General features: G+C 56.0%; 15 protein-coding genes. 12 read left to right on the forward strand and 3 right to left on the reverse strand.

Annotated features, from left to right (window positions below; all coding sequences use genetic code 11):
• The first annotated feature begins 104 nt into the window (after nt 1-104).
• The 6 genes from V6L81_RS14880 to V6L81_RS14905 all read left to right on the forward strand — a co-directional run bounded on the left by V6L81_RS14880 (nt 105) and on the right by V6L81_RS14905 (nt 7,631).
• A complete protein-coding gene (locus V6L81_RS14880; protein WP_095019168.1) occupies nt 105-1,274 on the forward strand; it encodes an acyl-CoA dehydrogenase family protein in 1,170 nt (389 codons plus the stop codon).
• A gap of 32 nt (nt 1,275-1,306) precedes the next feature.
• On the forward strand, nt 1,307-3,169 hold the full coding sequence (locus V6L81_RS14885) for a long-chain-acyl-CoA synthetase (RefSeq protein ID WP_338660099.1): 1,863 nt from the start codon (nt 1,307-1,309) through the stop codon (nt 3,167-3,169).
• A gap of 136 nt (nt 3,170-3,305) precedes the next feature.
• Nucleotides 3,306-4,547, forward strand: coding sequence for a LuxR C-terminal-related transcriptional regulator (locus V6L81_RS14890; protein ID WP_095026257.1), 1,242 nt, complete (start codon nt 3,306-3,308; stop codon nt 4,545-4,547).
• Between the two features lie 101 nt (nt 4,548-4,648).
• Entirely contained in the window at nt 4,649-5,686 is a 1,038-nt protein-coding gene (locus V6L81_RS14895; protein WP_095000229.1) for a Rieske 2Fe-2S domain-containing protein, read from the forward strand.
• Nucleotides 5,687-5,709: 23 nt separating this feature from the next.
• Entirely contained in the window at nt 5,710-6,900 is a 1,191-nt protein-coding gene (locus V6L81_RS14900; RefSeq protein WP_338660100.1) for an MFS transporter, read from the forward strand.
• A 119-nt stretch (nt 6,901-7,019) separates the two neighbouring features.
• Nucleotides 7,020-7,631 carry a dTMP kinase gene (locus V6L81_RS14905; protein WP_095019163.1) on the forward strand — a complete coding sequence of 204 codons (612 nt, stop codon included), beginning with the start codon at nt 7,020-7,022 and terminating at the stop codon, nt 7,629-7,631.
• Nucleotides 7,632-7,652: 21 nt separating this feature from the next.
• Here V6L81_RS14905 and V6L81_RS14910 read toward each other — a convergent pair whose 3' ends face one another.
• Together V6L81_RS14910 and V6L81_RS14915 are read right to left on the reverse strand one after the other, a co-directional pair.
• Nucleotides 7,653-8,618, reverse strand: a complete 966-nt coding sequence (locus V6L81_RS14910) for an endonuclease (protein ID WP_130871479.1) — start codon at nt 8,616-8,618, stop codon at nt 7,653-7,655.
• Between the two features lie 118 nt (nt 8,619-8,736).
• A complete protein-coding gene (locus V6L81_RS14915) occupies nt 8,737-10,560 on the reverse strand; it encodes an NAD(P)/FAD-dependent oxidoreductase (RefSeq protein ID WP_133144619.1) in 1,824 nt (607 codons plus the stop codon).
• Between the two features lie 243 nt (nt 10,561-10,803).
• Between V6L81_RS14915 and V6L81_RS14920 the strand changes: the two genes are divergently transcribed.
• The 4 genes from V6L81_RS14920 to V6L81_RS14935 all read left to right on the forward strand — a co-directional run bounded on the left by V6L81_RS14920 (nt 10,804) and on the right by V6L81_RS14935 (nt 16,939).
• Nucleotides 10,804-12,699, forward strand: a complete 1,896-nt coding sequence (locus V6L81_RS14920) for a sigma-54-dependent Fis family transcriptional regulator (protein ID WP_338660101.1) — start codon at nt 10,804-10,806, stop codon at nt 12,697-12,699.
• 263 nt (nt 12,700-12,962) lie between these two features.
• The gene (locus tag V6L81_RS14925) at nt 12,963-14,333 is read left to right on the forward strand and encodes an amidohydrolase family protein (protein WP_337859237.1); all 1,371 of its coding nucleotides are present in this window, start codon (nt 12,963-12,965) and stop codon (nt 14,331-14,333) included.
• A 28-nt stretch (nt 14,334-14,361) separates the two neighbouring features.
• Nucleotides 14,362-14,991, forward strand: coding sequence for a glutathione S-transferase family protein (locus V6L81_RS14930; protein WP_095026252.1), 630 nt, complete (start codon nt 14,362-14,364; stop codon nt 14,989-14,991).
• A 484-nt stretch (nt 14,992-15,475) separates the two neighbouring features.
• Nucleotides 15,476-16,939 carry an MFS transporter gene (locus V6L81_RS14935; RefSeq protein ID WP_338660102.1) on the forward strand — a complete coding sequence of 488 codons (1,464 nt, stop codon included), beginning with the start codon at nt 15,476-15,478 and terminating at the stop codon, nt 16,937-16,939.
• Between the two features lie 197 nt (nt 16,940-17,136).
• On the opposite strand, the gene V6L81_RS14940 is transcribed toward V6L81_RS14935, so the two are convergent.
• Complete coding sequence (locus tag V6L81_RS14940; protein ID WP_095038796.1) at nt 17,137-18,144, reverse strand: hypothetical protein; 1,008 nt, start codon at nt 18,142-18,144, stop codon at nt 17,137-17,139.
• A 271-nt stretch (nt 18,145-18,415) separates the two neighbouring features.
• Between V6L81_RS14940 and V6L81_RS14945 the strand changes: the two genes are divergently transcribed.
• A complete protein-coding gene (locus V6L81_RS14945; protein WP_095019918.1) occupies nt 18,416-18,904 on the forward strand; it encodes a GNAT family N-acetyltransferase in 489 nt (162 codons plus the stop codon).
• Nucleotides 18,905-20,801: 1,897 nt separating this feature from the next.
• Complete coding sequence (locus tag V6L81_RS14950; RefSeq protein WP_338660103.1) at nt 20,802-22,088, forward strand: site-specific integrase; 1,287 nt, start codon at nt 20,802-20,804, stop codon at nt 22,086-22,088.
• Nucleotides 22,089-22,101: the final 13 nt, after the last annotated feature.

Consider the following 22,101-nt stretch of genomic DNA (forward strand, 5'->3'; position numbering starts at 1 on the left):
GACGGTTGTTTTGTTCGTCCATACAGACGAAGCGGCGGGGCGCAGACAGCCTTAGAGTGAGCCGCACACAAGCACGTTTTCTAACAGTCTGGAGGCGCGTCCCCATGTTTGTCGATCTCACCCCTGAACAGCATGCATTGCGACTCAAGGTCCGGGACTATTTCCAGAACCTGATGACTCCCGAGCTGCGCCAGCAGATGCGCGGTACCGAAGGTGGCGAGCTGTTTCGCCGCACCATCGCGCAAATCGGTCGCGATGGCTGGCTGGCGGTAGGCTGGCCCAAGGCCTATGGCGGGCAGGGTTATGGCCCTACCGAGCAATTGATTTTCTTTGAAGAAGCCAATATCGCCGGTGCGCCACTGCCATTCGTGACCATCAGTACCGTTGGCCCGGCGCTGATGGCCCACGGCTCGGCGTTGCAAAAGGATAAATTCCTGCCAGGGATCGCCGCCGGGGACATCAACTTCGCCATCGGTTACTCCGAAGCCAGTGCTGGCAGCGATCTGGCGGTACTGAAAACCACCGCCCGTGAAGATGCCGACGGTTTTGTGGTCAATGGCAGCAAGCTCTGGACCTCGGGCGCCGATGCGGCCGACTTCATCTGGCTGGCGGCCCGTACCGACCCCGAGCAGGCGCGTCACAAGGGCATTTCGATCCTGATTCTCGACACCCTTGCCCAAGGGTTTTCCAGCACCCTGATCCCGACCTCCGGCAACCCTACGGCGGCCACCTATTACGACAATGTGCGGGTGCCACGCAACATGCTGGTGGGTGAGCTGCATGGCGGCTGGAAACTGATTACGGCTCAGCTCAACCACGAACGCCTGGGCCTGGGGGCCTGGTCCGACAAAGTGGTCAGCCTGTTCAACCGCGTCTATCTGTGGGCACGTTGCGCCGATGAGCAGGGCCACCGCGCCACCGATGTGGCCTGGGTCAAGCGCGATCTGGCCGAGTGTTATGCCCGGCTTGAAGCGATGCGCCTGATCAATTTCCGGATTGCCGCCGACCTTGAACGCGACCGTGTGGACGTCGCACTGGCCTCGACCACCAAGGTCTACGGCTCGGAGTCGGCGATCGAGATCCTGCGCAAGCTGTCAGCCATCCTGGGTGCCAGTGGCCTGACCCGGGCCGGTTCGGCAGCGGCTTATCTGCTTGGCGAGCTGGAATATGAGGTGCGGGCATCGGTCAACCTGACCTTTGGCGGTGGCACCAATGAGATCCAGCGCGAGCTGATTGCCCAGTTCGGCCTGGGCATGCCGCGCACACAACGCTGAGTTACGCAGTGGCCCCAATATCGGAGATAAGGATGAACGATTTCAACAACGCAACCCTGCTGTCCAGTGCCGAACGCGCAGTTGTGCCACGGGAGCAGACGCAGGCAATTCTCGATTTGCGGGCCGCCGCCAGTGCCCGGATCAAACCGGCCGATCGCTACACCCTTGCCGATCGCCTCGAAGAGCAGGCGCAACGTCACGGCGAACGGCCCTTTATCATTTATGGCGAACAGCGTCTCAGTTTCGCCCTGATCAATGCCCGCGCCGACCGTTTGGCCCATGTCCTGTATGCCCGCGGCCTGCGTCCGGGTGATGTCTGCGCCCTGGCGATGGAGAACCGCCCGGAGTTCTTCTGTTGCTGGTTCGCCCTGGCCAAGCTCGGCGTGGTGGCGGGTTTCGTCAATACCCAGGTCAGCGGCCGGCCACTGGTGCACGCGCTGCAGGCGATCGATGCCAAGGCCATGCTGGTCGGCGAAGAGGTGCTGGGCAATGTGCTTGCGACTCAAGGCTTGCCACCGCTGCCCTTATGGCTGGTAGCGGATGCCGAGCAGCCATGGACCGGGGCCATGCCGTCACAGGTCGATACCGGACTGGCTCAAGCACTGGCCACAGCCCCCGCCATGCCATTCCCTCGTGATGTGCGCGCCGACCTGAGGGCCGAGAGCCCGTGCCTGCTGATCTTCACCTCGGGCACCACCGGCCTGCCGAAAGCGGCGCGCTATAGCCATATGCGCTGGATGTCGACCGGTGACATCATGGAAATCACCCTGCAAACCACCGCCCATGACGTGTTCTATTGCTGCTTGCCGCTGTATCACGGTGCAGCCGCCACGTCAGTGACGTCCACCGCGCTGAAAACCGGTGCAGCCATTGTGGTACGGCGCAAATTCAGTGTCCGTGAGTTCTGGAATGATGTGCGCAAGCATCATGTGAGCGTGTTCCAGTACATCGGTGAAATCTGCCGCTATCTGCTCAACCAGCCCGAGGTGGCCGGTGAACGTGACCACGGTCTGCGCTGCATGCTCGGCGCCGGGTTGACCCGCGAAAGCTGGCAGAACTGGCTGCGCCGTTTCGGGCCGATCCAAGTGTTTGAAGGCTGGGGCTCCACCGAGTCCAACACCAATGTGGTCAATGTCGACAATTATCTGGGGGCTTGCGGCCGTGTGCCGTACTGGGAAAAGAGCAACTTGCGCCTGGTGCGCTATGACGTTGAAACCGACAGCCACCCACGGGACGAAAATGGCTTCTACCAGCTGTGCGAGGCGGGCGAGGTGGGTGAGGCCCTGGGTTTTATCATCAACCATCCCGACATCGGCGGCGGGCGTTTCGAGGGTTATACCTCAGCCGAGGCGACTGCCAGCAAGATTCGTCGCAATGTGTTCAGCCAGGGCGATGCCTACTGGAGTTCAGGTGACCTGCTGCGTTTTGACAAGGACGGCTACCTGTATTTTATCGACCGCATTGGCGACACTTTCCGCTGGAAAAGTGAAAACGTTTCCACCCTTGAGGTGGCGGCTGCGCTGGGCGACTTCGAAGGCCTTGAGCTGATCAACATTTATGGCGTGCAAGTACCCGGGCAGGAGGGGCGCGCCGGTATGGCGGCGGTGTTGATGCAGCCGGGCCGCAGCTTCGACCCGCAGGCGTTCTATGCATTGACCGAAACGCGCTTGCCGCGTTACGCCGCCCCGGTGTTCGTACGGGTATCGGCAGCGGCTGACCTGACCAGTACCTTCAAGTTGCGCAAGGTCGACCTGCAACGTCAGGGCTATGCCCCTGCAGCATTCAGCGACCCGCTGTTTATCCGTGATGACAGCAGCCGCAGCTATGTGCCGTACAGCGCACAGGTGCTGGAGCGCATTGGCCTGGCCGCTTTTGTCGGGGACACCAGCCAGTGACCGGTCGGCCTGCGGGGCAGGTCTTCTGCACGATGCCCCGCATACCGTTTACAGCGACTGTCGGTAAACCTCAGTCAGGCACGACATAACAATAACAACGGGCAGGGCCCAGGCGGTGTCCCGTGAGGAGAGGGCGATGGATAATAGCGGCTTGAGTGTTCAGACCCTGGCAGACATGGGCTTGAACCTGACCGAGTATGACAGCCTTATCGGCGAGTTTTACGACGGCTCGCTGGAGCCCAGGCTGATGGCCAAGACCCTGCGCCATGTGCGCAATCTGTACCAGGCCAACTATGTCATCCTGATCTTGCGCGTCCCCGAGCAACCTGACCTGGGCCTGATGATCGTAGTGGGTGACATTGAGCGCGAAGGCGAGGTGAGTTACTGGGCCTACCCACAAGCGCTCACGCCATTCAACAACCCGCCAATGGACCGGGTGTTCACTGTCGACGACCTGATGAGTGAGGAACAGTGGACCCGCTCGGCTTACTTCAAGACCTATGGCACCGTGCACGACACCTACCACATCATGGCTGCCGATATTTCCACGCCTGATGGCGGCAAGCTGCGCTTTCGCATTACCCGGCCAAAATCCGCGCCCAACTTCAGTGCCAGTGAACGCAGCCTGTGTGGCATGTTCATACCGCATTTGCGCCGTGCCATGCATGTGCACAACCTGATCGACCGCAGCGAGTCGATGACCGAGCTGTACTCGCAGGCGATCAGTCGCCTGTCGGTGGCCACCATTGTGCTGGATCAACAGGGCAAGGTCCTGAGCCTGAACCCGATGGCCAGCGAACTGCTGGAGCAGGCAGACGGCCTCAAACTGGTTGGCGGACACCTTGAGGCGACTTACCCCAGCGACAATCGCGAACTGCAGCGCCTGGTCCGCAACGCCTTTAACCGTGACACCGGCAATGTGCAGGAAGGCACGCAGGCTGAAGCCATGTCAGTCTCCAGGCCCTCGGGGCAGATCAACCTGGGGGTGGTGGTCGAGGCCATTGCGACTCAGGACTGGGCCGAGGGCAAAGGCACCCCAGGGGTGGTGGTATACATCCGCGACGCTGCAGGACGGTCCATGGCCAGCGAAACCCTGACCAAGCAGCTGTTCAACCTGACCCGGGCTGAAACCGCCCTGGCGATGGAACTGGCCAATGGCCTGTCCCTGGAGGAAGCCGCCGAGGCGTTGAATGTGCGTCGTAATACTGCAAGGGCACACCTGCGCTCGATTTTCTCGAAGACCGGTGTGCGCCGCCAGACCGAACTGGTGCGCATCATCCTCAACAGTGTGGTTGCCCTGGGCAAGCCAGGGCTGGCGTTATTGCCCGGCGCCAAGGCCAGCAGAAAAAAAACCGGATTGACGCAAAACAGTGCCTGAAAGCAGGCATTGTTAGTCCATGCGGAGGATGAGGACGGCAGCGGGTTCGGTGAAAATCCAGCGGGCATAGGACCGGGGATTTTCACACGAGGACAATAACAATGACCAAACTCGCTGCAATCAATGTTGACAGTATTCTGGCACCTCGCTTTGGCCGGGGCTGGCATTGCCTGGGTGATGCGGCCGACTACCGTGATGGCCAGCTCCATACACTGAATATTTTCGGCACACGCTTGCTGGCGTTTGCCACGGCCAGTGGCGAGATCAGCGTGATCGATGCCCATTGCCCGCACATGGGCGCCGATCTGTCACAAGGCACCCTGGAAAACGACCGGGTTGTGTGCCCCTTTCACCATTGGCAATACGACGCCAGTGGCAAGTGCGTCGAGATTCCATATTGCAAGCGGATCCCGCCAAAGGCCAAAACCCGCCGCTGGTTGACCTGTGAAGAAAACAACCTGCTGTTCGTGTGGAACAACCCTGAGGGCAAGGCCCCGGCAGACAATGTGGTGATCCCGCATTTGCCGGAGCAGGACAGCGATGAATGGCTGCATGACTGGCACATGGACAAACTGGTCATTGAGACCAACCCCCGGGAACTGGTCGACAACCTCGCGGACGCCCAGCACTTCGGCCCGGTGCATGGCACGCCGACCAAGTACTTCGCGAATATTTTCGAAGGCCATATTGCCCAGCAGATTTTCCACGGCGACTCGGACCGGCTGGGCGGGGACCTGGTTGCCGAGTCTGCCTATTACGGCCCGGCGACGCATTTTACCCGCATGCGCGCAGTGTTCGAGGGCATGGAAATTCACTCGATCCTGCTCAACTGCCACGTCCCGATCGACGCCAACAGTTTCGAGCTGCGTTTTGGTTGCATGGTGAAAAAGATCCCGGGCTGGAGCGAAGAGCAGAGCAGGGCGCTGGCCCAGGATTATGTGCTGCGTAATCGCGATGCTTTCTATCAGGACGTGGTGATCTGGCAGCACAAGATCCGGGTCGACAAACCGGTGCTGGCTGAAGGTGATGGTCCGGTCTATCAACTGCGCGACTGGTACGCCCAGTTCTTTATGGACGAAGACAGCGTGCCGGCATCGACTGCCGGGCGCAGTGAAATCATCACCGTCGACCATCGCTGATCAACTCCGGGCAGGAACGCGCAATGAACATGAGTGGCCGCAAGACAATGGCGATCATGCTGGCCGCCAGCTTCGCCTCGACCATTGGCGGCTTGCCGTTCAATACCTTGCCGATCCTGCTTGGCTCGATGGTTGACAGCCTGGGCTTCAGTGTCGAACGGGTCGGCCTGCTGGGTGCCGTTTGTTTTGCCGGCTACCTGCTGGGCACCCTGATGGCCGTCGTGCTGATCGACCGTTTGAACTGGCGCTGGCTGACGCTGGGCTGCGCCACTGGCGCGGCTGCAGCGTACTGGATGACGTCATGGCTGCCCGCCACGGCGCAGTTGCCGTTGTGGGCGCTGATTGGCTTTTTTGCCGCACTCATGACCTGCCTGGGCATGCGTATCATGGGCGAAATGGCCAACAAAGAGCGCGCCCTGGGCTTGCGCCTGGGCATTGAATTGGGGTTGGTGGCAGCCGTGTTATTCGCGCTGCCTTCGCTGGTCATCGCGTATTTCCACTACACCGGTGCCGTAGTAATGCTCGCAGCGATCATCCTGCTGCTGAGCCCCAGTGCCCTGGCATTGCCCAGGCGCGAGGACTTTATCGGAAGAGACACACCACCCCGTAATGGCTCGGTGTTGTCACGTTTTCAATTACCGCCAGCGGCTTATGCCGCGCTGGGGTTTTTCTTCCTGTTCGGCGCCGGGCAAATCGGCCTGTGGGCTTTCCTGGAGCGACTGGGCCATGGCCTGGCACTGCAACCGGGCGAACTGGGTATCGTTTTTGCCGTATTGAAACTGCTGGGAGGGGCCGCAGCACTAACTCTGGCCGCGGTCGGTGACCGCCTGGGCGTACGCGTGCCGCATCTCATCGTCATGCTGGTGCTGGGCACCGGGCTGTTGTTGCTGGGCAATGCCGAAGGCTTTGTGATGTATGCCGCGGGCGCATGGATCTGGGAAGTAGGTTTCACCTGGGGCTGCGTTTATCAGACAGCAGCAATTGCACGGCTGGACCGTAGTGGCCGCTCGATCATGCTGATCCCCGGCGCGTTTGCCTTGAGCTCCATGGCCGGGCCGGCACTGGCCGGGCAACTGGTGGGTCAGGGTTACACGATGCTGTTGTGGATAGCCGCTGCCTGTGCCGTGATTCCGGTACTGGCGTTCACCTGTTTGCTGGCCCGACGCTTGGATGGGGAGGGTGTTGCGGTCGAGCGGGTGGTGGTGGCGGTGTGAAACGCGATGATTGCTGGTTGGCGGCTTTGGCTGCAGCGGCTGTAAGCCTGTAATTTTCAGGCCCGTTGGTACCTATTCAGGTTAGAGTGCTCATCAATGAATCAATTGTTAAGTGAAGAATGAACCGTGCGCTGTTTGTTTCTCTGGATGGGCCCAAGGGCGCTGGAAAAACCACACTGCTGGAGGCCGTCACCAAAGCTCTGAGGGCAGACAACAAAAAGGTGATCCGGCTTTGCGAGAAAAAAAGCGATCCCTATCGAGGTGAAACAATGGCCCTCGTCAACAAACTCGTCAGAAATCCCGGCCGGGAATTAGAGTTGCGGGTTTGTGAACGCCTTGCTGACAGCCGTACCTGGATATCCCGGCACGTATTGGCTAAGCAGCCACCCGACAGCATCATCCTGATTGATCGCTGGTACCCCTCTGATGCCGCATTTCGCCGGATAATCCCGTTTGCAGAGATTCTGCAGTTGAACATTGATCGAAACGTGCAAGTCCCGGACCTGCATGTCGGGGTTGTCACCGACCCTGATATTTCATGGGCGAGGGCAGCGGCCCGCTCGCGAGGGCTGAACAGTACGGTGATCCATAAGCTGGAAGAACATGTTGCCTGTACCCAGGCGTTCGAGCGGGCGATTGCAGATCACGGCTGGGTTTTATGCCGTAATGAGGGAACCATCGAAGACGCAACGATGCAGGTGATTTCGCAGATCCATAGAGTGCTTCGATAGCCCGGTATTCACCGAAAGCAACTATTTGCAGTTGCCTGCCTTTCGATATCCTGCTGCCTGAGCCTCAGATTCGGAGTCAAAGGTTACTTGGTTTTTCGCTGACACCTGGCCATAACCAGGGCACCCCATCGAGAGGTGGTAAAGCTGGCTTTTGCGGTTACCGATGATCGAACTCACGCCACTCGCGCTCGCCAGGATCGGCTGTGCGGGTACACGAGTGGGTTGAACAGGAATGGCACCGACTACCCCCTCACCGACGGTCTTGTACCCTTGCGTCCAGCGACGATCACCGGTTACGAAAGGATTGGAGTGCCCCATGATTGCTGCAATGCGGCGATCTCGCTCTTTCTCCCAGGGCGAAACCGGATATTGCTTGTCCCAGGCCATCAGTAGCTGTTGCTGCTGACGAGACATGTTCAGTTTATATCTGTCGAACATGTAAAAAGTTGTCCTCGCGACCAGGCCTTTGACCTCGTCACGCGGCTCCGCAGCACGTTGATTGAAATCAACCCGCGTCTTGCATTGCCCATATTGCGGCGCTACCCCGGTGGCCATGCCGTAGTTGAAATTACTACGGTCGCCGTTCACCTCGCCAACAGAGGGGTAGAGGTTGAACAGATCGGCTTCCATCGCCCGGAATACGGGATCGTCATCCACACAATGTTCTCGACCACCGTTCTTCCAGCATTGACGTTGGTTACCGAATGTCCAGGCAGGAACGATGTGCTCCCATTCAGTGCGTTGCGCGCGACTCTGTTGTTTCCTGGTTTGAAGGCCGCAAGACTCCGCATCAATACGGCCCCCCGACTTGCCTACCCATGTCCATTTGCAGCCGCAATACAGCTCGCCCATGGCACTGTTCGCCTGGTCGAGGTAGATCTTCTGCTTTGCGATGACCTTTGCTTCGGAAAATGTCGATGGAGGGCTTGAAAAGGCGGGGGTAATTACCGAGATGGTCAGCGCTACTACAGAAAACAGTTTTTTCATTGGACAGCTTAAGCGATTGATAGGAAACACATTGTACTCGAACGCCTGCAGCTTTTAGCCCGGAATGTATCCGGAATATTGTGCAAAGGCGCCCAACCACAGCTGGGCGCCATTTGAATCAGCCAGTGTGGTGACTCTTTGCAAGGCCGTAGACGGAGGTGTTGATCCCTTCGAAGCGCGCTTTTAGCTGCAGCGCCAGATACAGCGAATAATGCCGCGACTGATGCAGGTTGCCACCGTGGAACCAGAGGTTTTCCTGCTGTGTCGGCTTCCACATGTTGCGCAGCTCACCCTCGTAGGGGCCAGGATCATTCGTGGTGCCAGAACCCAGGCCCCAGCAGCGCCCGACTTTGTCAGCTACTTCCTGGGAAATCAGCTTTGCCGCCCAACCATTCATTGAGCCATAGCCTGTGGCGTAGACGATCAGATCTGCCGGTAGGCGGCTGCCATCGTTGAGTACGACGGCATCGGCTTCGATACATTCGACACCAAGGCCAGGTGCGCTCTTGAGCTTGATCGTGCCGTTAGCGATCAGTTCGCTGGCGCCGACATCGATGTAGTAACCCGAACCACGGCGTACATACTTCATGAAAAGGCCAGACTCATCGTCACCGAAATCGAGCATGAAACCAGCCTTGGCCAGGCGCTCGTAGAAGTCCTTGTCACGCTCCTTGATCGCCGCAAAGATGGGTTGATGAAAGCCTGGCATCACCTTGTACGGGATCGAGGCGAACAGCATGTCGGCCTTGTCCGTGGTCAAACCCGTCTCCAAAGCGTCTTCCGAGTAGAGCCCGCCGAAGACCAGCTCCATCAGACTGTCGGAACGCACGATGTGGGTGCTGGAGCGCTGCACCATGGTCACCTCGGCGCCGTTCTCCACCAGGTCGGCGCAGATGTCGTGAGCCGAATTGTTCGCACCGATGACCACCGCGCGCTTGCCGCTCCAGGCGTCGCCACCGAGATGGCGGCTGGAATGATACTGCTGGCCATTGAAAACCTCGGCACCCGGATAACGTGGCACATTGGGTACGCCAGACATGCCGGTGGCGAGAATCAACTGGGTCGGTTGTAGCGTCACAGGTTCGCCATCACGCTGTACTTCAACCTTCCAGGTGCCACTTTGCTCGTCAAAGCTGGCGCTCACGCATTCCGTACGCGGCCAGTAATTGAGCTCCATGACTTTGCTGTACATTTCCAGCCAGTCGCCAATCTGGTCTTTTGGGGTGAAAACCGGCCAATGATCGGGGAAGGGCAGGTAAGGCATATGGTCGTACCAGACAGGGTCGTGCAGACACAGCGACTTGTAGCGACCACGCCACTGATCGCCGGGTCGGTCAGCCTTGTCGATGATTAGGGTAGGCACGCCCATTCGCTTGAGCCGCGCAGCGAGCCCCAGCCCCCCCTGACCGCCGCCAACGATCAGGCAATAGGGTTGAGTGGTGATCCCCAGCGATGCTTCTTCATCGCGGCGGCGCTCCAGCCAGTTGCGCTTGTCAGCGTGGGCGTGACCATGACTGGCACCCATCGGACGACGGCGACCACTGGGTTCTTCAAAACCTTTGAGCTCACGCATGGCCGTCAGCAGCGTCCAGCACAAACCATCCTTCAGCCGCACATACCCTTTACCTCGCGCCGCTTGTGTTTCCAGGCTGATCCAGCCTTCGAGCACACCGTTATTCAGCGCCGCTTCACCTTCCACTTTCCACCGCTCGGGGCGAGTCTGGTCGAGGCGTGTTTCAAGCAGGTCGCGAATGGCAGGTTTGCCTTCCAGGGTCACCAGGTTCCAACTGAAAAGCAGCAGGTCGCGCCAGTGACACTCGCTGGCAAACAATGCCAGCGTGCCGTCCAGATCACGCTGGGCGAGACGTTCGTTGAGGCTCTCGACCCAAGCGGCAAGCTGAGCCGTAGGCGTGTGCAGGGGGGTTTCGACAGCGATGTTCATGGGGCTTCTCCCGATCTTGTTGTTTTAGTAACAACTTACCCAGAGCAAGGCCCGGGCCATCTCTATCAAAACCCCGTTGCAGAGCCGTTGCGGCATTACGGCTCAGATCTTGATCCGGATCTCTGTCACGTTTCTGGAAATGCTGATGACAGAGTGTCACCCGGTGCAAAAAGCGCTCGTTGCAATCTTTTCATATAAGCTGCCAACAGACCCGTGTCCTGACCGTAACGGAGAACAAGAATAATGAAGCCGGCCTTGATCAACGCCCATGCACAACAAGTGCTACAAGCCGTGCAGGGCACTGTCGCCAGCCACAGCCCTGGTGCTGACCTGGCCATTACACGCTCCTGGCGCCGCTGCCTTGACCAGTATCAGCTCGACCCTGCCAGTCGCCGCGCACCTAACGTGGTTGAGCATCCACGCTTGCAGGATCACCGCGCGCCACTGGAGCACATCATCGCCGTGGCGCATTGGCAGATGAGCAACTTGCACCAACAACTCGGGCGTGACGGCCATGTGGTACTACTCACCGATGCACGGGGGGTGGCCATCGACAGCGTGTTCAACGAATCCGAGCGAGCAGAGGTTCAGCGTTCCGGGTTGTGGCTCGGCTCGGTATGGAGTGAAGATTGTGAGGGCACCAACGGTGTCGGTACCTGCCTGGTCGAGCGACAGCACGTCACCATCCGCCGTGATGAGCATTTCCGTGGCAAGCACGTCGGACTTACCTGCTCGGCGAGCCCGATATTCGATGCGAGTGGAGAGCTGCTAGCCGTACTCAACCTTTCATCCGTGAGGGATGACCACAGCCTTCAGCAACACTTCCAGGCCATGGCATTGACCAGCTTGTCAGCCAGGCTGATCGAGAGCTCGTTTTTCCTGGGGCATGACCCGCATCGCTACTTGCTGCGCTTGCACCCTGAGGCTGGTTTCGTCGGGCTGCTGGGTGAAGGTCTGCTCAGTTTCGACGAGAGTGCCCGTATCTGTTCAATCAATGATGCTGCGCTGGATCTGCTGGGCCTCAGCCGTGACCAGGTGGTTGGGCAGCCTCTGACAATGCTGCTGGAAACACCTGTGGATCAGATAATGAGTCAGGCCAGCGCTCAGACGAGTGTCTGTTGGCCAATGCGGCTGGTGGACGGGCGCCTGATCTACGGACAGTTGCGGGAACCCGTGCACCGATCGCCTTTGCTAACGCCGCCAGCGCCCATCATCAACGACGTGCATGTATGCCTGGAAGACCCGCGTCTGCAACGCGGCTTTGCCCGCGCATTACGGGTTTTGGAGCGAGACGTTCCCGTATTTTTACAGGGCGAAACCGGTACCGGCAAAGAAGCTTTTGCGGCAGCGCTGCATCGTGCCAGCTCCAGAGCGGGCCAGCCGTTTGTGGCGATCAATTGCGCGGCCATTCCGGAAACGCTGATCGAAAGCGAGCTGTTCGGCTATCGTGGTGGCAGCTTCACCGGCGCACGCAAGGACGGGATGGTCGGTAAACTTGAGCAGGCCCATGGCGGCATTCTATTTCTCGATGAAATCGCCGATATGCCCCTGGCGCTTCAGACCCGACTGCTGCGAGTGCTGGAGGAGCGTCAGGTGATGCCGCTAGGTGGCGCGACAGCACGTCCCCTCGACGTACGCCTTATCAGTGCCAGTCACCAGGATCTGAACGCCGGTGTGGTCGGGGGGCGCTTTCGCGAAGATCTGTTTTATCGCATTGCCGGGTTCACCGTGCAGCTCCCACCGTTGCGTGAACGATCAGACAAGGGCAGTGTGCTCGACCTTCTGCTGCTCGAAGAGACAAAAGGTACAAGAATCCGGCTGGAGGCCGGCGTCAGAGAGCGCTTGCTGAAGCAACCCTGGCCGGGCAATGTCCGGCAGCTGCGTACGTGCCTGCGCACGCTAGTAGCGTTGTCATTGGAGGGGCGTGTCACTCTGGACGATTTGGCGGAGTTGCTGCCGGCAGTAGCAGTGCCAGTCGCGTTGGCCGAAGATCCGCTTGGCGTATCCGAACGGCAGACGCTACTGGCATTGATCGAGGCAGAACATTGGCATATCGCCCATGTTGCAGCCCGCCTGGGGATTAGCCGAAATACGCTCTATCGCAAATTGCGACACCACGGTATTGCACGGCCTGGTTGAAAGGAAAGCGACAGTGCCGCGCTTCCTGTCTCTGTGTACCTGCACCGGGGATACAAACGATAAATGTTCTCGAGCTTTCCCCTCGATCAGCGTTTTTAATTCGATCTATAGTCTCTGTTCCTGAAAATGCTTACGGAACGTTCGATATGAGGCTTAAATCTGCCAGGTCCAATACGCGTTTTACACCCAGTCATCATGTTGAACGTGAAGTACATGACCTGTGCACCTGTAGCTCGCCGGATATACAGGACTTTCACGCGAGAATGATGCTTGATCTGTCTCGACGTGATGTCTATAGCGGTATCAAACCCAAAGGTGCACAACTTTCTGCAGTGCGCGCATCGAGCGCCTCAGGACAAGGTACAAAAGCTGAATCCAGCGCGAACACGCTGTTGCTCAAGAATCTTCGCTTATTCAACGGTAGCGCTGTGCTTGACGATAACGTCTGCATCCTGATCAAGGATGGCGTGATCGACTCACTGCTACCCGCCAATACAGAGGTTGAAGGCGCCGTGGTTATCGATTGCGGGCGAAGAGTGGTGATGCCGGGATTGATTGATGCCCATTGGCACACTACGTTAGCGGGCATCACGCAACTTGACGCGATGAGCGCAGACCCGGGCTATATCCATTTAGTCGCCGCCCGCGAAGCAGAAAGCACCTTGATGCGCGGCTTTACGACGGTTCGCGATCCTGGAGGACCTTCGTTCGCATTGAAGCGTGCCATTGATGAGGGTGTTATTGCAGGGCCTCGTATTTATCCTTCCGGCGCAATGATTTCACAGACCTCTGGCCACGGTGATTTCAGGATGCGATCAGAGATTCCCCGCAGCTCACTCAGACCACTGAGCGTGACTGAGCAACTGGGTGCTGCAGCCATAGCTGATGGCGATGCCGAAGTGCTCCGACGGGCCAGAGAACAGCTTATGCTTGGGGCATCACAGCTAAAATTGATGGCAGGTGGCGGCGTTGCGTCTACGTATGACCATCTCGATAGCACCCAGTTTATGGAGTCAGAATTAAGAATGGCGGTTGAAGCCGCTGCCGATTGGGGCACCTATGTGATGGTGCATGCGTACACGCCCAGAAGTATCCAGCGTGCCATTCGCGCCGGTGTGAAATCGATCGAGCATGGCCAACTGGCGGATGAAGAAACCGCGCGCATGATGGCAGACAACGATATCTGGTGGAGTCTTCAGCCTTTTCTGCAAGATGAAGATGCCAATGTTTATCCTGATCCTGTACGGCGTGAGCGCCAGCGCGTGGTGGCTGAGGGCACCGCGAGAGCCTATGAGTTTGCTCAGCGCTTCAATATAAAAACGGCCTGGGGGACTGATGTTTTATTTAATCCGCAAAAGACATCCACTCAGGGAAGACAGCTTGCAAAGTTGACCCGGTTTTACGCTGCACACGACGTCGTGAACATGGCGACAAAGATGAATGGGGAACTGTTGGGGCTGTCGGGAGCCCGCAATCCATATCCCGGTAAAATTGGCCGGATAGAAGCAGGTGCGTTGGCTGATCTGTTGGTTGTCGAGGGAGATCCCACGGTGAGCCTGGGGTTTCTGGAGGCCCCGGATGCAACTCTCAGCATGATTATGAAAGGCGGGAAAATATATAAGAAGAACTTCTAATCATCCATCATAAACAGAGAGAGTCTTCATGATCACACTTCACCACCTCAACGCGTCCCGATCACTGCGTATTCTTTGGCTGCTTGAAGAAATGGGAGAGCCTTACACCCTGATTCGCTATCAGCGTGATCCTGCCACTCATCTCGCCCCTGCCTCACTGAAAGACATTCACCCGCTGGGCAAGTCACCGGTGATTGAGCTCGACGGACAAGTGCTGGTTGAATCCGGCGCCATCGTCGAATACTTGATTCGCCGCTTTGCGCCCCGGCTGGAGCCCGCGTTCAGCTCACCAGACTATCTTCAGTACCTGCAATGGATTCATTTTGCAGAAAGCTCGGCGATGGTGCCGGTGCTACTCAAGCTGTTCACCCAGTTTGAAATCAATGCAGGGACTCAGCTCAAGTTCCTGGACGGCTATACCCGGACTGAGTTCGATAAAGTACTGGGGTTTCTGGACAGTGCGCTTGCGAACAGAACCTTCATTGTGGGGGACACATTGTCAGGGGCTGACTTCATGCTGGCTTTTGTTGCCATCACGGTGGTCGAGCAGATGAAGTGCGGGGCGCAGTACCCACATCTGCAGGCTTACCTGCAACGCCTGGCAGCACTGGACAGCTGGAAGCGAGCATTGAAGCTTGAGCATGAACTCGACGAATAGTTGAGAGGCGGCTGGTCATAGGGGGGCCTTGCTCGTGATGATCTTCAGGGCCGCGCATTTACCCAGTAACTACGCATCATCGTTAACGACCATCGCGAGCAAGCCCGCTCCCACAGAGGCTGGAGCAGATTGTATCCGAGCCCCACTGGAAGTATCCGAACGGCAGACGCTGCTGAGGGGGACCGAGTCGATAGAGGTCGAGCAGGGCGCTGCCTGGGCGCCGATAGTGTCTTTTCATCAGGCCAGATTACAGTTTCCAGGGCAGGGCTGGATCGTCCTGGTTCAAACCCTGGACTTCACAAAGCTTCACATTTGCACGGCGGGAAAGCCGGGGGATATGGGTTAGCATCGCGGCGCAGCCTTGGGGCGCAAGCGTGGTAACAACAACGGCTTAAAACGGCTCATAACCGTTTGAAGACCGGGATCCCGGTAAAAAGGTCTCTTTATTGTGTCTAATGGCAACTCAAACCGTTGGTTAGTCCTCATGTCGGTCATTCTGGCTTTTATGCCGATTGTCCTGGATTACACCATTCTTCATGTCGCGGTTCCGTCACTGACCCTTGCGTTGCAAGCAACGGGCACCGAGATTCTGTGGATCATCGACATCTACCCGTTGTTGATGGCCAGCCTGCTGATTCCCATGGGCACGCTTGCGGACAGGGTCGGCCATCGCCGAATGCTGCTGGCCGGGCTGGGTATCTTCTGCGCAGGTTCGGTATTGGCCGCCTTTTCTCCCAATGTCGGATCGTTGATCGGGGCACGGGCGTTCATGGCCTTCGGCGGCGCCATGGTCATGCCCAGCGTCCTCGCGATTATTCGACAAACCTTTGAAGATCAGAGCGATCAAGCAGTAGCGCTGGGTATCTGGGGCGCTGTTGCCTCCACCGGAGCCGCCATCGGTCCCTTGGTCGGTGGTGCATTGCTTGAGCATTTCTGGTGGGGGTCGGTGTTCCTGATCAATGTGCCCGTGATGCTGCTGGTCATACCCTTGGTGATCGCCTACATCCCGCGACGAAGTGTGGTCGGCGATGGAAACTGGACCATTGGACAGTCCTTGATTCTGATCCTGGGTGTCATGGCAAGTGTTTACGCCCTCAAATCGGGCTTCAAAACCAACAGCTCTGTTTTCGTAACCGGTGCCTGTTTTGTCTTCGGAGCACTGATGCTTGTCTGGTTTGTACGCAAGCAGCTTCACACCACGACCCCGATGCTGGATCTGAGCCTTTTTTCCATTCCGGCGGTCAGCACCGGTATCGTCATGGCCCTGGTAACCATGGGTGCGCTTGCCGGGTTCGAATTGCTGCTGGCTCAAGAACTGCAGTTCGTCATGGGGCGTACCCCCCTGGAGGCCGGTATTTTCATGATGCCGCTGATGATTGCGGCTGCAATCGGTGGGCCTCTTGCCGGGGTCATCCTGAAGGCGATTGGCCTGCGGTGGGTTGCGAGTTGCTCGTTGCTGGTGTCAGCGGCAAGTCTGGTCGGGTTGGCCCAGATACACCTGGGCAGCGGCGGGGTAGCCGTTATTGTGATGCTGGTGGCACTGGGGCTTTCCCTGAGCATTGGTTTGACCGCCTCGTCAGTGGCGATCATGAACAGTATTCCTATGGAGAAAGCGGGCTCTGCCGGAGCCCTTGAGGCCACGAGTTACGACCTTGGCACCGGATTGGGCATAACCGTTTTCGGTATTCTTCTCGTATCCACCTATGAAAAATCCATACAGCTGCCTGACGGCACTCCATCTGCCATGGCCGAGACAGCCGTCCGGTCTATTGGTGAAACGATGATTGCGGCCAAAACACTTGGAGGCATTCAAGGCCAGCAGCTTGCTGCAGCCGGGCAAAAAGCTTTTAGTGCCTCCCACAGCATGGTTTTACTGACGGCGGCTGCACTGGTCGGCGCATTGAGCCTGTTGGTCTGGTTTGTGTTGAAGCACCACAAAAGCAAATAGGGTCATGCCCGTGCAGGCAGTTGAAAAAACTTGCCTGCACGGGAACAAAAGCTCTTCTGTTTACCCAGGTCGGCAATTGGGTGATCTCCCGAGTGTGCAAGCAAATCGCCGATTGGCAGCGGGCAGGTGAGGAGGGCACTCAGGTGACGGTCAACGTCTCCTGCCAGCAGACAGCTGATGAGACCTTCTCTAGATTCTCAGGTGACGAATGAGATTAATTTGACGACTCCCAGTTCGAATCTGAAAAGCCAATCAATAACGGGTTGTGCCAAATTACAATAGCTGTAGCTGCAGTTAAATTGCTGTATTGCTGGCGTCAAGTGATAGTGAGTTTGCACGAATAAGGGAGTGACCAGCAAAGCAATAGCAACACCCGCCACTGCATAAACCCTTATCTTTAGCCAGCTACCACCAGCCAATCCAAATACTTCACCTATGAAAACCAAGATGCTTAAGATCAGACTGAAAATGGTCGTGGCCAACACAACAGGTACAACGACAGTATTATTTACTCTTCGCAAATCGTAGTGGGCAGTATCAAATTCCCTTACAAAGCCTTCATATATCCAGTTATCTTTGGGCAGCCCCCATGGTTGCTGCTTGACTTGCGCGTCAACAGCATCATTGAAGTACAGTGCCATAAGGTCTTTGCCTCTGGTCTTGTCCCCTGTCACGAAAAGGGGGTCCTCAACCAAATAAAACATATTGACACTGAATAGCTTCGACTCAATTGTGCGAATGTTATCGCCGGAATATTCAGGGATGAGTACGTTTTTATAGCCGTTATCGCGCCACGCAAGACGTTGCACATAATAGGTGGAAATAGCGCGCTTGGCGGCGGCGGGGTACTTCTCAACCAAAGAAGTGCCAATATGAGATACCACAGCATTCTGGACGCCCCCCAAAACAAATCCAGATATTATGGCGGTAGCGATGATTGAATACAGGGCCTTTTCCAAATTAAACTCAAATTTAGACGCTACATATGCGGCAATCACAGCGCCAAGAATCGAAAACGTAACAAAGCCACCCAAGTCTGATTTCTTGGACACTGACTGGCTCCAGTCATACATCCTTAGACTGAGCAATTCCTCGACGCCAGAGACAGCAGAGTGATCGCTAAGTGTGTGGATCAAGTGCAAATTAATAAACATACCGAAAAGTGCAGCAACTGAAATTATAATTTTTGGCAGGGTTTTGATCATGCAATCTCAATCCTTAGTGATCGACTTGACTAGCGTGCTTATGGGTTTAGTGATTCTAGCAAGATTTGGCAGGATTAATGGCGCTGTCGCGCTATCTCGATGACGGCGGCGTACCCATTTTGAAGGACGTCCTCATGCGCCTGTCGACTCAGCGGGCAAGTGAGATTGCGGAGCTGCTGCCGCATCATAGGGTGCCCCGATAACCAGGCAAGGTGTTTGAGCAAATAGTAGTGGGCTAGAATGCCGAATGCATAGACCTCAAGGACGCGCGATGATATTGCAACACAGGCCAGTGAAGGCAGATGACATCAAAACTATCTGTAGCTTTCCCCTTAACGCTCAGGAACTGTTTTATATGTTCCCGAAAGCTCAATACCCCCTGACTGAAGCTCAGCTGTCTAACGCTATTACTCAACGATTCGACTCGACGGTTGTCGAAGCGGGGAATAGCGTCGTCGGTTTTGCTAACTTTTATCGGGCTGAAACGAGTGGAGTTTGCTGTATCGGCAATGTCATCGTTGCCCAAGAGGCACGAGGTAAAGGTGTGGCGACCTTCATCGTGGAGACGATGACTGCTCTGGCGTTCGACCGCTATGACGCCACAGAGGTGCAGATCTCGTGCTTCAATGAAAATACAGCAGGCTTGCTGCTATATCCAAAACTAGGCTTCTTGCCCTTTGCTGTCGAAGAGAGAAGTTCTCTGGATAGTCGTAGATCAGCACTCATCCATATGACCCGCAGCAGAGCGGCCCGACCATAGCCTCACCTTGAAAGCCCGGTTAATGCAGCTGCTTTAGGTATTCATCTCCCAACAGTCTCAATTGTGAGGCTCGGGGGTCTCTAGAGAATCCGCGGCTATTCAACGCCAGAATCGACTCGAAGTGGCAGACCAAGATGACGCCATCCAAATGAGCGTCTCGACTTTGGGCATAGGTATAGAAAGCCTGGACCGCAGGCAGATGTGCCGCCGCCGATAGTAAGCGCGGTGCCTGAGTTTGAGTCGGACGTAGATGAACAGAACGCGTATGGGCAACGGCTCCGGGTTAGCAGCGTGCACGAGCAGCGGAACACGCTGACCTGAAGAAAAGCGGCACTGAATCAGCTTCATCGGCAGCCACCTCATCGAAGTCTATGGTCCGTTGGGAGAGTGGACGTCAAAAGCGGATTCGTCGATTCAGTACCTTATGAACTTCATGAACATGATTTAACATAATATACATTATGCGAAACAGCGTATTGGAATGTCAGGGCCAGTGAGGCTGCTTTTCAACAGGCACTCAGTCGTCCAAGTCCAGATCCTTCCTTACGTCCGCCGCTGAATGCACAGCTTCTTGACCTTGGCGGACATGCTGTGGCCCTCCCTTGAAGATGGCGCCTTAAGTGGCGCCACCCATTTTTGTTCCGAAAGCTTTGTAGTCCGTGCCTCTGCGAACAATCCTCACTCTCGGAGAACGTCATTTCAATGCTTTTTAATCTGGCGGAATAGGCCCTAACACATGGTATGACTACTTTTTGTTAGTACGGGACGCCGTAAGCCGCGTAGAAATGCTTCCAAGCGTCCTGGTAAGCGCCCATTTCGAGAATGTTGCCCCAGTGCGATAAAGAGCCCGAATGCACGACCTCTTTTAAAACTGGCTGAAACCTTTAAAAATGACCCCGTCTGTAGCTCAATGAAAACGATGGTTTGCGATTTTCTGAAACCTAAAAAGCGCTAGCAATATGTGCTTGGCCGCGTAGGTGCGATCGTTCGCATCAAAACGTTCCAATCTCATCGATCCGTACGCGAAGATCCAGAAAGATCGAATATCAGGGTAGCAACCCGGAAGCTACGTCTAGGTAGGCTAAAATTCGCTTACGCCATGAAGGCTAAGCTTGGTTGAGGGCATGCAACACCGGCGTGTGTTGCCTGGATAAACATTGGAGCGACCGACCGATATGTCTGCACAGAGAGATCCAAGCACGGAGAATAGCGATATATAGACGAAAGCAGCGTATCTGAAAGTCTATTCCAGACTGAAGCTTCGTAGAAGCTTCATTATAAAATCACTAACAGCTCTGGATTTCAAGAGCATTTCTTATGAGCTGACAACGGGTTGTTCAAGATGCCGCCCTCATTTTAAAAAGATTTTAAAAATGATCGAAACCTTTAAAACTGCCCAGGCCCACTAATTATGGCGGTTGCTGCAGTGCAGTCCGTATTATTAGGATGGTGCAGCTATAACACTTTTAAAAATGGCTGAATCTTTTAAAAGTGGCCTCTTAGGTTATGGTTGTAGTGAAGACCAAATCCTCTATCTAAAGCGCTATTGACGCCTCTCAATAGCTGGGTAGGTTGAGCGTAGAACCCTTACAGCTTGGGGCTTGTAGCCGTGCAGTCGGCGTTTCTCCGCCAGAGCTCGGTCAAAGCTGTCAATATATAACTAATTAGTCTTTAGTTGTCTGGTCATCAATCAAGCTTTGAAAGAGAAAACTTGCAAAGACATGTTTGCCATGTATAACCTACATGCCATCGATCAAATAGTTAGGGCTATGCGATGAGCGATTCATTCAGGCAGACGGACACGCTCGCCTCGAACAAACGGAAGGATACGCCTCCTACTTCCGATAACTCCCAGAATCGGAAGTCTGCAATGCAGTATCCAGTAAAGGATAACAAGATGCCGGCCCCGTATCCGCTGTTTAACACCTATAAAGAATTCGTCAATCACACTAGCGATGAGCCCGACCCGTGCATACCGCTGGTGATGAACTATCTGGGGAATTTTGATGCACATCTCAAGCCCATGGATGGTTTCGAAGCCGTCCGCGGTTTTCTGCGTTCGTACTCCAACGTCGAAGCGACATTCGTTTCATATCGCACCCATGCCGAGCGCCTGCTGCTTTGGGCATTGTTAATCAGAAAGAAGCCCCTAATGGAGCTGCGTCGCGCAGACGCTGAAGCCTTCTTGGAATTCTGTATGGCTCCACCCATAGGTTGGCTCGGCCCCGTGACACGCAGTAGGTTTCAGATCGTGGCATCCAACAGAGATGCAGAGCTGTGCCCAAATCCACGTTGGCATCCATTCTCGGTGAAAACATCGAAGCACATGAATAATGCGGCTGATCTTGACCGCCCAGTTACTGGCGTACCATACCAACCATCACGAGGGAGCATTTCCCAGGTTTTCTCGGTTTGCAGCAGCTTGTACGAATACGGCCTTGATGAGGGCCTTACGTCAACGAATCCCTTCAGAGCGATCAAACAGAAATCGCGCTTCAAAGCGTCGCGCTCAATGAAGCAAACAGGACGCGCCCTCACGCCTCTTCAATGGGACTTCGTTCTGACCACCGCTGAAAAAATGGCAGCAACTGCTCCTGAACACCATGAACGCACCCTGTTCATCGCCGCGACGTTGTTTTCGATGTACCTACGCGTTTCAGATCTCTGTGGTCGGGTGAATTGGCAGCCCACAATGGGCTCATTCAAGACAGATCATGAAGGCAACTGGTGGTTCTACCTCATAGGTAAGGGTGACAAAGCCGCCAAGGTAGCTGTAAGGCCCGAATACATTGATCGTTACCTAAAGCGATACCGACGCTTCATGGGGCTGCCTGAACTGCCATTACCTAATGAACAGACCCCTCTGATTGCGACCTTGAATGGTCGTCCAGGGTTATCCACTCGAACAGTTCATTCGATCATCCAGAAGCTGTTCGGCCAGGCTATTAATGAAATGGTGAACGAAGATCGCCAACCTGGCGAGATTGAGGCTCTGCGACTGGCCTCCACACACTGGCTTAGGCATACGGCTGCGACACTTGATGCCCCTTGGCGAGACCCCAAGGACTTGCAGATGGATCTACGTCACAATAATTTGTCCACTACTCAGGACATCTACTACAGCAGTTACGAAGATAAGCGCTCGTACTCGCTTAAAAAACTGGGTTTGCAAAATCGCGACTGATATTCAGAGATAA

This window comes from Pseudomonas bubulae, from assembly GCF_037023725.1.
Taxonomy (GTDB): Bacteria; Pseudomonadota; Gammaproteobacteria; order Pseudomonadales; family Pseudomonadaceae; genus Aquipseudomonas; species Aquipseudomonas bubulae.

Coding starts and splice junctions, on each gene's coding strand:
- V6L81_RS14935 (WP_338660102.1), top strand. CDS start 15,476: ATGTCGGTCATTCTGGCTTTTATGCCGATTGTCCTGGATTACACCATT.
- V6L81_RS14910 (WP_130871479.1), bottom strand. CDS start 8,618: ATGAAAAAACTGTTTTCTGTAGTAGCGCTGACCATCTCGGTAATTACC.
- V6L81_RS14885 (WP_338660099.1), top strand. CDS start 1,307: ATGAACGATTTCAACAACGCAACCCTGCTGTCCAGTGCCGAACGCGCA.
- V6L81_RS14915 (WP_133144619.1), bottom strand. CDS start 10,560: ATGAACATCGCTGTCGAAACCCCCCTGCACACGCCTACGGCTCAGCTT.
- V6L81_RS14900 (WP_338660100.1), top strand. CDS start 5,710: ATGAACATGAGTGGCCGCAAGACAATGGCGATCATGCTGGCCGCCAGC.
- V6L81_RS14930 (WP_095026252.1), top strand. CDS start 14,362: ATGATCACACTTCACCACCTCAACGCGTCCCGATCACTGCGTATTCTT.
- V6L81_RS14895 (WP_095000229.1), top strand. CDS start 4,649: ATGACCAAACTCGCTGCAATCAATGTTGACAGTATTCTGGCACCTCGC.
- V6L81_RS14880 (WP_095019168.1), top strand. CDS start 105: ATGTTTGTCGATCTCACCCCTGAACAGCATGCATTGCGACTCAAGGTC.
- V6L81_RS14940 (WP_095038796.1), bottom strand. CDS start 18,144: ATGATCAAAACCCTGCCAAAAATTATAATTTCAGTTGCTGCACTTTTC.
- V6L81_RS14890 (WP_095026257.1), top strand. CDS start 3,306: ATGGATAATAGCGGCTTGAGTGTTCAGACCCTGGCAGACATGGGCTTG.
- V6L81_RS14925 (WP_337859237.1), top strand. CDS start 12,963: ATGATGCTTGATCTGTCTCGACGTGATGTCTATAGCGGTATCAAACCC.
- V6L81_RS14920 (WP_338660101.1), top strand. CDS start 10,804: ATGAAGCCGGCCTTGATCAACGCCCATGCACAACAAGTGCTACAAGCC.
- V6L81_RS14945 (WP_095019918.1), top strand. CDS start 18,416: ATGATATTGCAACACAGGCCAGTGAAGGCAGATGACATCAAAACTATC.
- V6L81_RS14905 (WP_095019163.1), top strand. CDS start 7,020: ATGAACCGTGCGCTGTTTGTTTCTCTGGATGGGCCCAAGGGCGCTGGA.
- V6L81_RS14950 (WP_338660103.1), top strand. CDS start 20,802: ATGCCGGCCCCGTATCCGCTGTTTAACACCTATAAAGAATTCGTCAAT.